This is a genomic window from Vibrio sp. M260118 (assembly GCF_036533755.1).
GTDB lineage: Bacteria > Pseudomonadota > Gammaproteobacteria > Enterobacterales > Vibrionaceae > Vibrio.
Genome location: NZ_JATABG010000004.1, coordinates 23,232 through 36,305 on the forward strand (window position 1 = coordinate 23,232; position 13,074 = coordinate 36,305).

The following is a 13,074-nucleotide window of genomic DNA, read 5'->3' on the forward strand; positions in this document are numbered from 1 at the left end:
GATAACACATGTTTGAACCGATGATGGAAATGTCTGACGATGCAGTAATTAAGGTCGTTGGAGTTGGTGGCGGTGGCGGTAACGCCGTTGAACACATGGTACGTGAGTCCATCGAAGGTGTTGAGTTTATTAGTATTAATACTGATGCTCAGGCGCTTCGTAAAACCAGTGTGAATAGTGTTATTCAGATTGGTGGTGATATGACCAAAGGTCTTGGTGCAGGTGCGAACCCTCAAGTAGGACGTGACGCAGCTCTCGAAGATCGCGATCGCATTAAAGAAGAGCTAAACGGTGCCGATATGGTATTTATCGCAGCTGGTATGGGCGGTGGTACTGGTACAGGTGCAGCTCCTGTAATCGCAGAAGTTGCTAAAGAGTTAGGTATCTTAACGGTTGCCGTTGTTACCAAACCGTTTAGCTTCGAAGGCAAAAAGCGTTTGGCTTTTGCTGAGCAAGGTATCGAAGAGCTTTCTAAGCATGTGGACTCGCTGATCACGATTCCAAATGAGAAGCTACTTAAAGTATTAGGCCGTGGAATTACTCTACTAGAAGCCTTTGCTAGCGCGAACGATGTATTGAAGAATGCAGTACAAGGTATTGCCGAGCTGATTACTCGTCCAGGCATGATTAACGTCGACTTTGCTGACGTAAGAACAGTGATGTCAGAAATGGGTCATGCCATGATGGGTAGCGGTGTTGCTAAAGGCGAAGATCGTGCTGAAGAAGCGGCAGAGATGGCAATCTCTAGTCCACTTCTAGAAGACATCGATCTTGCTGGTGCGCGTGGTGTGCTTGTCAACATCACAGCTGGCCTAGACATGCGTCTAGACGAGTTCGAAGTCGTTGGTAACACAGTCAAAGCGTTCGCCTCTGATAACGCAACTGTTGTAATTGGTACTTCATTAGACCCTGATATGGCTGATGAAATCCGCGTAACAGTTGTTGCTACAGGCATTGGCAATGAGAAGAAACCAGATATTACTCTAGTTGCGGGTGGTAAAGCGAAAGTCGCTCCAGTTGCCCAGCCACAATCTCAACCACAGACAGCGCCAACTCAGCAGACTGTCAATAAAGTGGAAGAAAAAGCGGCACCAACTTTGCAAGAGAAACCTCAGGTGACTCCTCAGCCAACGACGTCAACACCGTCGAGTTCTGGTGCAGGTCAAAGTGCAGCAGCACCAAAAGCAGATAAAGAAAGCGGTTATTTAGATATCCCTGCGTTCTTACGTCGTCAAGCTGATTAAAGTAACCGCAATTTGACACTGTTCAATTTTGTGGTAGCATGCACGGTCAATGTCGCCATTGGCCGTCATTTGTAGCATTTTTACTGAGGCAAAGTAGATGATCAGACAACGTACTCTGAAAGAAATAGTGAAAACAACTGGTGTGGGTCTCCACTCTGGTCGTAAAGTCACGCTTACTCTTCGCCCTGCTGCTGCAAATACTGGCATTGTGTACCGCCGTACCGACGTAAATCCTCCGGTTGATTTTCCTGCGGATCCTGCTTCTGTTCGCGACACCATGCTATGTACTGCACTAGTTAATGACGAAGGCGTACGTATCTCTACTGTAGAGCACTTAAATGCAGCTCTTGCGGGTATGGGTATTGATAACATTGTTGTTGAAGTCGACGCGCCAGAAATCCCAATTATGGATGGTAGTGCTAGCCCGTTCGTATTCCTGCTACAACAAGCGGGTATCGAAGAGCAAAATGCACTGAAGCGCTTTATCCGCATCAAAAAGCCAGTCCGCTTTGAAGATGGTGATAAGTGGGCTGAGTTTGTACCGTTCGACGGCTTCCGTATGGATTTCGAAATTGAATTTAACCACCCTGCGATTGAGTCTGACGAACAGCACATGCTATTTGACTTCTCATCTCAAGGTTTCGTTAAAGACATTTCACGTGCACGTACTTTCGGTTTCATGCGTGATATCGAATATCTACAATCGCAAAACCTGTGTCTAGGTGGTAGCTTCGATTGTGCCATCGTACTGGACGAGTACCGTATTCTGAACGAAGAAGGACTTCGTTTTGACAACGAGTTCGTGACTCACAAAGTTCTGGATGCGATTGGTGACCTATACATGTGTGGCCACCCAATTATTGGTGAGTTCCGTGCATTTAAATCAGGCCACGGTCTAAACAACCAACTACTACGCTCTGTTCTTGCTGATCAAGAAGCTTGGGAGTGGGTAACCTTCGAAGAAGAAGCAACTTCGCCAGTTGCATTTGCTGAACCAAATATGGTTATGGCATAAATAAAGATTGATTGAAAAAGCCAGTCGAAAGTCTGGCTTTTTTGTTTTTCAACCTTCAGCATTTACGACTACTCAGCTCTACTTCTCAGCCTTGTTCGCCAATTTTGCTAAGCTCTCTAATCGTGCTTTGACCTTAGGTGATGCACCACTTGCGATCATCTCCAGATACTGAGCGGCGGTTTCAGAGATGGGATCTCTCGGTTTTGCTTGTTGGTCTTTACGCTCTTTTGCTCGATAGAGTTCTGGATTGATCTGAAGGGTGATAGCAATGAGACGTGCAAACCCTTTGGAACGTAACTGGTTTAAAATATTTAGCCGTTCATAATCGAGTTTCATTTTGATGCTCGCGCTGGCCACCTCAATGATCAGTTGATTCTCGCGAATATTTGCCACCCGGCAATGATCTTCCGTCCCTCTTGGAAGGATCGATTTCAACTCTTTGTTGAGCAAACTGATCTCTTTCGCATGTTGCTGCATGCGAGAAAGAGCAGAATCGGCAATTATCTCATCACCTAAAGTGGGGCGGTGGTCTCTCATTTCGAGCCTCTAATCAAGTTACTCGCTCTATTTTAGTCAATGCTAGAGTGTGAAGATAGAGGACAATACGAATAAACTTCCGCCATATAACGGGAAAAAATAAAGAGTGCTTCAAACAAATCACCTTGTTATTGGTTGTACGCCGCAAAATTTCATAAACTATGCGCCACTAAAAGTATTATTAAGCCTTGAAATTTATGGCTCTCAGCACAATATCTGAGGGAAGTGATTTAACCAGTATTCTTAGTTGAGACTGAAGGCATTAAAAGTAGATCGGGCCCGATCTGAGTATAGAGAGATTCATAGCAAATGATTACTAAGCTACTGACAAAGGTGATTGGCAGTCGCAATGACCGAACCCTGCGTCGCCTGAGAAAAATTGTAAAAGAGATCAATAATTACGAGCCAACGTTTGAAGCGCTTTCTGATGAAGAGCTAAAAGCGAAAACCGTTGAGTTCCGTCAGCGTTTAGAACAGGGTGAAACTCTAGATAAACTCCTACCAGAAGCATTTGCAACAGTACGTGAAGCGTCTAAGCGTGTATATGGCATGCGCCATTTCGATGTGCAGCTTATCGGTGGTATGGTTCTTAACGCAGGCCAAATCGCAGAGATGCGTACTGGTGAAGGTAAAACTTTAACCGCGACGCTACCAGCTTATTTGAACGCACTACCAGGTAAAGGCGTGCACGTCGTGACTGTCAACGACTACCTAGCTAAGCGTGACGCGGAGACTAACCGCCCTCTATTCGAATTCTTAGGTATGACGGTTGGCGTAAACGTGCCAAACATGCCACCGCAAGAGAAAAAAGAAGCTTACCTAGCGGACATTCTTTACGGTACAAACAACGAGTTTGGTTTTGACTACCTACGTGACAACATGGCTTTCCGTGCTGAAGACCGTGTTCAACGTGCGCGTTTCTTTGCCGTAGTCGATGAGGTTGACTCGATTCTTATCGATGAAGCCCGTACTCCTCTCATTATTTCAGGCCCAGCGGAAGATAGCTCTGAGCTATACATCCGTATCAACACTTTGATCCCTCAGCTTGAAAAGCAGGATAAAGAAGATTCAGAAGAGTACCGTGGTGATGGTCACTACACGGTTGATGAGAAGTCTAAGCAAGTTCACTTAACCGAAACGGGTCAAGAATTTGTCGAAGATCTGATGATTAAAAACGGCCTGATGGAAGAGGGAGACACTCTATACTCTCCAGCGAACATTAGCCTACTACACCATGTAAACGCAGCCTTGCGTGCGCACGTTCTATTTGAAAAGAACGTTGATTACATCGTTAACGAAGATGGTGAAGTGGTCATCGTTGACGAACACACTGGTCGTACAATGCCAGGTCGTCGTTGGTCTGAAGGTCTTCACCAAGCGGTTGAAGCAAAAGAAGGCGTTAAGATCCAGAACGAAAACCAAACACTGGCATCGATCACCTTCCAGAACTTCTTCCGTCTATACGAAAAACTGTCAGGTATGACAGGTACAGCTGACACTGAAGCATTCGAATTCCAATCGATCTACGGTCTAGAAACGGTCGTTATCCCGACCAACAAACCTATGATCCGTAACGATATGCCAGATGTGGTTTATCGTACTGAAGTTGACAAGTTCAACGCGATTATCGAAGACATCAAAGACCGTGTTGCTAAAGGTCAGCCATCACTAGTAGGTACTGTTTCAATCGAGAAATCAGAGCTTCTATCGAATGCCTTGAAGAAAGCTAAGATCAAACACAACGTACTGAACGCGAAATTCCACGAGAAAGAAGCGGAAATCGTTGCTGAAGCGGGTACTCCGGGTGCAGTAACAATCGCGACCAACATGGCGGGTCGTGGTACCGATATCGTGTTGGGTGGTAGCTGGCAAGCTCAAGTTGAAAAACTTCAGAATCCAACTCAAGAGCAGATCGATAAGCTCAAAGCAGACTGGAAAGTGGTTCACGACCAAGTCCTAGAAGCGGGTGGTCTACACATCATTGGTACTGAGCGTCACGAATCTCGCCGTATCGATAACCAGTTACGTGGTCGTTCTGGTCGTCAGGGTGATGCTGGTTCATCGCGTTTCTACCTATCAATGGAAGATTCACTACTGCGCATCTTTACCTCTGATCGTATGGCAAGCCTAATCCAAAGCGGTATGGACGAAGGCGAAGCGATTGAATCTAAGATGCTTTCTCGCTCAATTGAGAAAGCGCAACGCAAAGTTGAAGGCCGTAACTTCGATATTCGCAAGCAGCTGCTTGAATACGATGACGTTGCCAACGACCAACGTAAGGTGGTTTACGAGCTACGTGATGAACTGATGGTTGTAGAAGACATTAGCGAGATGATCGAACAAAACCGCCAAGACGTGCTAACTGCGGTTATTGACGAGTACATTCCGCCACAGTCTCTAGAAGAAATGTGGGATATTGAAGGCTTACAAGAGCGTTTGAAGAATGACTTTGATCTAGAAGCTCCGGTTAAACAGTGGCTTGAGGAAGATGACAAGCTATACGAAGAGGCGCTACGCGAGAAGATCATCGAGCTTGCGGTTGAAGTCTATAAGCAGAAAGAAGAAGTGGTTGGCGCGCAAGTGCTACGTAACTTCGAGAAGTCTGTAATGCTGCAAACGCTAGATACGCTTTGGAAAGAGCACTTGGCTGCTATGGATCACCTTCGCCAAGGTATTCATCTACGTGGTTACGCACAGAAGAACCCGAAACAAGAGTACAAGCGTGAATCGTTTGAACTGTTTGAAGGCCTATTAGAGGCACTTAAGTCTGACGTAATTACCATTTTGTCTAAAGTTCGTGTCCAGCAACAAGAAGAAGTGGAACGTATGGAAGCGCAGCGTCGCGCTCAAGCTGAAGAGGCTGCTCGCCGTGCTCAAGCACAACACGCTTCAGCGCAAAGCCAACTATCTGAGGGTGAAGAGAACCAAGGTGCTCCGCAACCTATGGTACGTGAAGGTGCTAAAGTTGGTCGTAACGACCCTTGCCCATGTGGTAGCGGTAAAAAGTACAAACAGTGCCACGGTAAAATCAGCTAATTGCTAAAACAAATAGTAAAAGAGTCGCTTAGGCGGCTCTTTTTTTAGGGAAAATTATCACATGAAAAGAGTTCATATTGTTGCGGGAATTATCTTTAACCAAGATAAATCGCAGGTGTTCATTACTAAGCGTCCAGATGACAAACATAAAGGCGGCTTTTGGGAGTTTCCAGGAGGAAAGGTTGAGCCGGGGGAAACTATTGAACAAGCTATGGTGCGTGAGCTAGAAGAAGAGATCGGTATTACTACCACAGAACAAGCGCTATTTGAGCACCTCGAGTTTGATTACCCAGATAAATCGCTGAAGTTTGATTTCATTACTGTGACTCAGTTTGATGGGCAACCTTATGGCAAAGAGGGGCAACAAGGAGAGTGGGTTAATGTGGAAGAGCTAGCAAACTATGCCTTTCCTGAAGCCAATGTGCCGATCTTAGAGCGAGTAGTGAAAGAGTTTTCCTAAATCACTCAAACTCTTCCCTAGCCAGAGCTAATTAATACTGTTAATTTTATTGGATTGGCAAAAAAGATAATTCGAAACGGAGAAGTGCAATGGTACGTATTGCAGTTGCAGGAGCAGCAGGCCGAATGGGCCGCAACCTAGTTAAGGCGACATTTTTAAATCAACAAGCGCAAGTAGGAGCGGGCTCTGAACGTCCTGAATCTTCGCTAGTGGGTGTGGATGTTGGTGAACTATGCGGTGAAGGTAAGTTTGATGTTGTTCTGACTGACGATCTAGCAAAAGAGATTAACCATTTTGATGTCATCATCGACTTCACGGCACCTGCAAGTACGTTAACGAACCTAGAGCTTTGTCGCCAGCATGGCAAGAGCATCGTCATCGGTACAACGGGCTTTAGCGACCAAGAGCGTGAGCAGATTGACGCGGTTGCGAAAGAGATTCCTGTAGTAATGGCGCCAAACTACTCAGTGGGTGTAAACCTTGTATTTAAACTGTTAGAGAAAGCGGCCAAAGTGATGGGCGACTACTGCGATATTGAGATTGTCGAAGCCCATCACCGTTACAAAGTTGATGCGCCATCTGGTACCGCAATTGGTATGGGTGAGGCGATCGCTGGAGCAATGGGCAACCAGCTCAACGACGTTGCTGTCTATGCTCGTGAAGGGATCACGGGTGAGCGTACTAAAGATGAAATTGGCTTTGCCACCATTCGTGCTGGTGACATCATAGGTGAACACACGGCTATGTTTGCTGATATTGGCGAGCGCGTTGAAGTAACGCATAAGGCCACCGACCGAATGACCTTCGCTAACGGTGCGGTTAAAGCTGCTGTTTGGCTTAATGGCAAATCAGCTGGCTTCTATACTATGACCGACGTACTTGGCTTGAACGAGTTATAAGCCAGTCGTGCTTAGTTTTCTAGTTAGAGAGTTAAGCGGAATCGCTAAAAATAGATAATTATGCGCTGGGCTTGCCCGGCGCTTTTTGTATCTAGCGATTAGAATCCAACATATAAACCGAGTGATGTAGGATATTTATGCTTATCCTTAGTGTTGCTTTTGGCTTTTATGGGGTGTTTTTTGAATTAGTTGGCCAAAATGATAAGTAAATTTATCTTGTTCATCGTTTGCGTAAAAGGCGTGATAAAAAGTGTGATCTGTGATTATGAGAAAAAGATGCCTTTCATGAATTTTTCATCTTAGCCTTGTGAAAATAGGACTAAACTTAACTTTTTAGCCATTTTAAAAGGATTTTTGTTTTAAGGGCTCTAAATTTATAATTTATTTTTGCGACTCTGTTGACAGAATTTCCTCATCTCATTAGAATACCGCCAATTTGTCTAAATCACCTGATAACGCTTTTTTATTGCGCGAAGGAAGGCAAATTTGCAGTTTAATTTATTATTTTTGCATTTTTATTCTGGAGGTTGTCTTGAGTAAATCAGCACTGTTAGTCCTAGAAGATGGGACAGTGTTCCACGGTGTTTCCATTGGAGCAGATGGTTCGTCCGTTGGTGAAGTTGTTTTTAATACCTCGATGACGGGGTACCAAGAAATCCTCACTGATCCTTCCTATTCTCAACAGATCGTCACCCTAACTTATCCTCACATTGGCAATACCGGTACTAATACCGAAGACGAAGAATCTTCTTCAATCCACGCACAAGGCCTTGTGATTCGCGATCTCCCTCTTATCGCTTCTAACTTCCGTAACGAACAGTCTCTTTCTGATTACCTTAAATCGCAAAATATCGTCGGCATTGCTGACATCGATACGCGTAAGCTAACTCGTATTCTGCGTGAAAAAGGTGCACAGAATGGTTGTATCGTTGCAGGCAACAACTTAGACGAGGCTCTAGCGCTAGCTAAAGCGAAAGAATTCCCAGGCCTGAAAGGTATGGACCTTGCGAAAGAAGTTACAACAAAAGAAGCGTATCAATGGAAACAGGGTTCGTGGACGCTTACGGGTGGACTTCCTGAGGCGAAAGACGACAGCGAGTTGCCATACCACGTCGTTGCCTACGACTTTGGTGCGAAACGAAACATCCTGCGCATGCTTGTTGACCGCGGCTGCCGCCTAACGGTAGTACCTGCTGAAACCAGTGCAGAAGAAGTACTGGCGCTTAACCCAGACGGCGTTTTCCTATCAAACGGCCCTGGTGACCCAGAACCATGTACTTACGCAATTGAAGCGACAAAAGTATTCCTAGAGAAAGGTCTACCTATTTTCGGTATCTGTTTAGGTCACCAAATCCTAGCTCTAGCGTCTGGTGCGCAAACAGTGAAGATGAAGTTTGGTCATCACGGAGCTAACCACCCTGTTAAAGACCTAGACCGTAACGTTGTTATGATTACTTCTCAGAACCATGGTTTTGCTGCTGATGAAGCAACGCTACCTGAGAACTTACGTGCAACACACGTATCACTATTTGATGGCTCTCTTCAAGGTATCCACCGCACAGATAAGCCAGCATTTAGCTTCCAAGGTCACCCAGAGGCGAGCCCAGGTCCACATGATGCGGCACCGCTATTTGATCACTTTATCGAACTAATCAAACAGTCTATTTCAGACACGCAAGACATCGCTTAATTCGGAGTAGTAGAGAATGCCAAAACGTACTGACTTAAAAAGTATTCTAATTCTAGGTGCCGGCCCGATTGTTATCGGTCAGGCATGTGAGTTTGACTACTCTGGTGCTCAAGCATGTAAAGCACTGCGTGAAGAGGGTTACCGAGTTATCCTTGTGAACTCAAACCCAGCAACCATCATGACTGACCCAGACATGGCGGATGCAACTTACATTGAACCAATTCAGTGGGAAGTCGTTCGTAAGATCATCGAAAAAGAGCGTCCATGTGCGGTACTACCGACTATGGGTGGTCAGACAGCACTTAACTGTGCGCTAGATCTAGAGAAGCACGGCGTACTTGAAGAGTTCGGTGTTGAGATGATTGGTGCGACGGCTGATGCTATCGATAAAGCAGAAGACCGTTCTCGCTTCGATAAAGCGATGAAGTCAATCGGCCTTGAGTGTCCTCGCGCTGATACTGCGAAAACGATGGAAGAAGCATACGCTGTTCTTGATATGGTTGGCTTCCCATGTATCATCCGTCCATCTTTCACTATGGGTGGTACTGGTGGTGGTATCGCTTATAACAAAGAAGAGTTCGAAGAAATCTGTCGCCGTGGTCTGGATCTGTCTCCAACTAACGAACTTCTAATCGATGAATCTCTGATCGGTTGGAAAGAGTACGAGATGGAAGTGGTTCGTGATAAAGCGGACAACTGTATCATCGTATGTTCTATCGAAAACTTCGACCCAATGGGCATCCACACTGGTGACTCAATCACAGTTGCACCAGCGCAAACGCTAACAGACAAAGAGTACCAGTTGATGCGCAACGCATCGCTAGCGGTACTTCGTGAGATTGGTGTGGAAACTGGTGGTTCTAACGTTCAGTTTGGCATCAACCCGAAAGATGGCCGCATGGTTATCATCGAGATGAACCCACGTGTATCTCGCTCTTCTGCTCTAGCATCGAAAGCGACTGGTTTCCCAATCGCTAAGATTGCAGCGAAATTAGCGGTTGGCTTTACTCTAGACGAGCTACAGAACGACATCACAGGCGGTGCAACTCCAGCATCATTCGAACCAACTATCGACTACGTTGTTACTAAGATCCCTCGCTTTAACTTCGAGAAATTTGCTGGCGCTAACGACCGTCTAACAACACAGATGAAGTCGGTTGGTGAGGTTATGGCGATTGGTCGTAACCAACAAGAGTCTCTACAAAAAGCACTTCGAGGCCTAGAAGTTGGCGCAAACGGCTTTGACGAGATGGTTGACCTAGATTCTCCAGACGCACTATCTAAGATCCGTCACGAACTAAAAGAAGCGGGTGCTGATCGTATTTGGTACATCGCAGATGCATTCCGTGCTGGTCTATCAGTAGATGGCGTATTTAACCTGACGCAAATCGACCGCTGGTTCCTAGTTCAAATCGAAGAGATTGTGAAACTAGAGCAAGAAGTGAAAGCGGGTGGTTTTGCAGGTCTAACTAAAGACGTTCTGCGCAAGATGAAGCGTAAGGGCTTCTCTGATGCTCGCTTATCGACCATTCTAGGTGTAGCAGAAAGCGAAATCCGTCGCATGCGTGACACTCACGACATCCACCCAGTTTACAAGCGTGTGGATACTTGCGCGGCAGAATTCTCTTCTGATACAGCGTACATGTACTCATCTTACGATGAAGAGTGTGAAGCGAACCCAACTGACAAAGACAAGATCATGGTTCTTGGCGGTGGCCCAAACCGTATCGGACAGGGCATCGAATTTGACTACTGTTGTGTACACGCATCATTAGCACTACGTGAAGATGGCTACGAAACTATCATGGTTAACTGTAACCCTGAGACAGTTTCAACTGACTACGACACATCAGACCGTCTCTACTTCGAACCAGTAACACTGGAAGACGTACTAGCAATCGCACGTGTTGAGAAGCCAAAAGGTGTTATCGTTCAATACGGTGGCCAGACTCCACTTAAACTTGCTCGTGCACTTGAAGCCGCTGGCGTGCCAATCATCGGTACTAGCCCAGATGCGATCGACCGTGCAGAAGACCGTGAGCGCTTCCAAGTCGCTGTTGACCGTCTAGGTCTTCTTCAGCCAGAGAACGCAACGGTAACAACTCTTGAGCAAGCGGTTGATAAGTCTAAAGAGATTGGCTACCCACTAGTTGTACGTCCTTCTTATGTACTTGGCGGTCGTGCGATGGAAATCGTATACGACGAGCAAGACCTACGTCGCTACTTCAACGAAGCAGTAAGCGTATCAAACGAATCTCCAGTTCTTCTTGATAGCTTCCTAGATGACGCTGTTGAAGTTGACGTTGATGCTATCTGTGACGGCGAGCGTGTGGTTATCGGCGGTATCATGGAGCACATTGAACAAGCGGGTGTTCACTCAGGTGATTCTGCATGTTCACTTCCGGCTTACACCCTAAGCCAGGAAATCCAAGACGTAATGCGTGAGCAAGTTGAGAAGCTCGCGTTTGAGCTAGGTGTACGTGGTCTGATGAACACCCAGTTTGCTGTGAAGAACAACAAGGTTTACCTAATCGAAGTAAACCCACGTGCTGCACGTACAGTTCCTTTCGTATCGAAAGCAACAGGTGCACCTCTGGCGAAAATCGCTGCGCGTGTAATGGCAGGTCAATCTCTCGAGTCTCAAGGCTTCACTAAAGAGATCATCCCACCTTACTACTCAGTGAAAGAGGTGGTACTACCGTTCAACAAGTTCCCTGGCGTTGACCCACTATTGGGCCCAGAAATGCGCTCTACAGGTGAAGTGATGGGTGTTGGCGCAACGTTCGCTGAAGCATACGCTAAAGCTGAACTAGGCTGTGGCAATGTTTACCCAGAAGGTGGCCGCGCACTACTGTCTGTTCGCCAAGGTGACAAGCAGCGCGTTGTAGACCTAGCATCTAAGCTAACTAAGCTTGGTTACCAGCTAGATGCAACACACGGTACAGCGGTAATCCTAGGTGAAGCGGGCATCAATCCTCGTCTTGTTAACAAGGTACACGAAGGTCGTCCACACATCCTAGATCGCATTAAGAACAACGAATACACTTATATCGTGAATACGACTGCAGGTCGTCAGTCGATTGAAGATTCAAAAGTTCTTCGTCGCGGCGCACTGGCTGAGAAAGTGAACTACACAACCACGCTTAACGCAGCGTTTGCAGTCTGTATGGCTCACACAGCAGATGCGAAAACGTCGGTTACATCAGTTCAAGAGCTGCACGCTAAAGTAGCTGAGAACGAAGCGTAATAAAAATCAGTAGGCTCGCGAAAGAGCCTATATGACAACCTCATTGCCCGCTCATTTGAGCGGGCTTTTTTTGTCTAAATTGATGAAAATAAGGAATGGATTTAAGTACAATGTTTCTCTAAAAGAATTGTTTTTATAGTGTTATCTTGGTTGTCAGATATAGATAACTGACTGATAGAACATGGAACTTAGCTTTGAAATTCTCACCATTCTCTTCTTTGTTGCCGGAGCGGCTGGCTTTATTGATGCGATGGCGGGTGGAGGAGGCTTAGTGACTCTGCCGGCTCTGTTGGCAGCGGGTGTGCCACCGACTCAGGCCCTTGCAACGAACAAGCTTCAGAGTTCGTTTGGTAGCTTTTCTGCGAGTTGGTATTTTGTACGTAACGGCATTGTTAGCATTAAAGAGATGCGACTGGCTATCATCTGTACCTTTATTGGTTCAGCAGTAGGCGCTGAGGTGGTACAGTTCATCGATGCGGGTGTTCTCACTAGCCTTATTCCTATCTTGCTTGTTGCCATCTCCCTCTACTTTCTTTTAATGCCAAAGACAAAAGAGCATAGTGGTGATGCCAAGTTATCGGAGGCGATGTTTGCGTTTTCAGTGGGTGGTGGTGTTGGCTTTTATGATGGCTTCTTTGGCCCAGGGACTGGCTCTATTTTTACCGTGTGTTTTGTTGCGCTTGGACACTTCTCGCTTGTGGATGCCACCGCAAGGACTAAAGTGCTCAACTTTACCTCCAACATTGCAGCACTATTATTCTTTATCTTGGCCGGATTACCTATTTGGGAGCTAGGGCTTGTGATGGCGGTTGGCGGGTTCATCGGCGCACGAATCGGCGCTAAAGTGGTGGTAGCGAAAGGGCAAAAATGGATTCGACCTTTGGTGATTACTATGTCGATGTTGATGGCGGCTAAGCTACTTTGGCAAGAGCACTCTGATTGGTTG

9 protein-coding genes are annotated in these 13,074 nt (G+C 46.2%); 8 read left to right on the plus strand and 1 reads right to left on the minus strand.

Annotated features, from left to right (window positions below; all coding sequences use genetic code 11):
• Positions 1-8 precede the first annotated feature (8 nt).
• Entirely contained in the window at positions 9-1,244 is a 1,236-nt protein-coding gene (ftsZ, locus tag QTO00_RS00795) for a cell division protein FtsZ (RefSeq protein WP_331422351.1), read from the plus strand.
• 97 nt (positions 1,245-1,341) lie between these two features.
• Entirely contained in the window at positions 1,342-2,259 is a 918-nt protein-coding gene (gene lpxC / locus QTO00_RS00800) for a UDP-3-O-acyl-N-acetylglucosamine deacetylase (protein WP_331422352.1), read from the plus strand.
• A 78-nt stretch (positions 2,260-2,337) separates the two neighbouring features.
• Here lpxC and QTO00_RS00805 read toward each other — a convergent pair whose 3' ends face one another.
• Positions 2,338-2,796: a DUF721 domain-containing protein gene (locus tag QTO00_RS00805; protein WP_331422353.1), complete on the minus strand. Its 459-nt coding sequence runs from the start codon at positions 2,794-2,796 to the stop codon at positions 2,338-2,340.
• 309 nt (positions 2,797-3,105) lie between these two features.
• On the opposite strand from QTO00_RS00805, the gene secA reads away from it, so the two are divergent.
• From secA to QTO00_RS00835, 6 genes are all read left to right on the plus strand, one after another.
• On the plus strand, positions 3,106-5,832 hold the full coding sequence (gene secA, locus QTO00_RS00810) for a preprotein translocase subunit SecA (RefSeq protein ID WP_331422354.1): 2,727 nt from the start codon (positions 3,106-3,108) through the stop codon (positions 5,830-5,832).
• Positions 5,833-5,893: 61 nt separating this feature from the next.
• Positions 5,894-6,292, plus strand: a complete 399-nt coding sequence (gene mutT / locus QTO00_RS00815; protein ID WP_331422355.1) for an 8-oxo-dGTP diphosphatase MutT — start codon at positions 5,894-5,896, stop codon at positions 6,290-6,292.
• A gap of 89 nt (positions 6,293-6,381) precedes the next feature.
• Positions 6,382-7,191, plus strand: coding sequence for a 4-hydroxy-tetrahydrodipicolinate reductase (gene dapB / locus QTO00_RS00820; protein ID WP_331422356.1), 810 nt, complete (start codon positions 6,382-6,384; stop codon positions 7,189-7,191).
• Between the two features lie 532 nt (positions 7,192-7,723).
• Entirely contained in the window at positions 7,724-8,881 is a 1,158-nt protein-coding gene (carA, locus tag QTO00_RS00825) for a glutamine-hydrolyzing carbamoyl-phosphate synthase small subunit (RefSeq protein ID WP_331422358.1), read from the plus strand.
• A gap of 16 nt (positions 8,882-8,897) precedes the next feature.
• On the plus strand, positions 8,898-12,128 hold the full coding sequence (carB, locus tag QTO00_RS00830; RefSeq protein WP_331422359.1) for a carbamoyl-phosphate synthase large subunit: 3,231 nt from the start codon (positions 8,898-8,900) through the stop codon (positions 12,126-12,128).
• A 181-nt stretch (positions 12,129-12,309) separates the two neighbouring features.
• Positions 12,310-13,074, plus strand: a 765-nt coding sequence (locus tag QTO00_RS00835; RefSeq protein WP_331422360.1) for a TSUP family transporter, incomplete at its 3' end; no start/stop codon positions are given.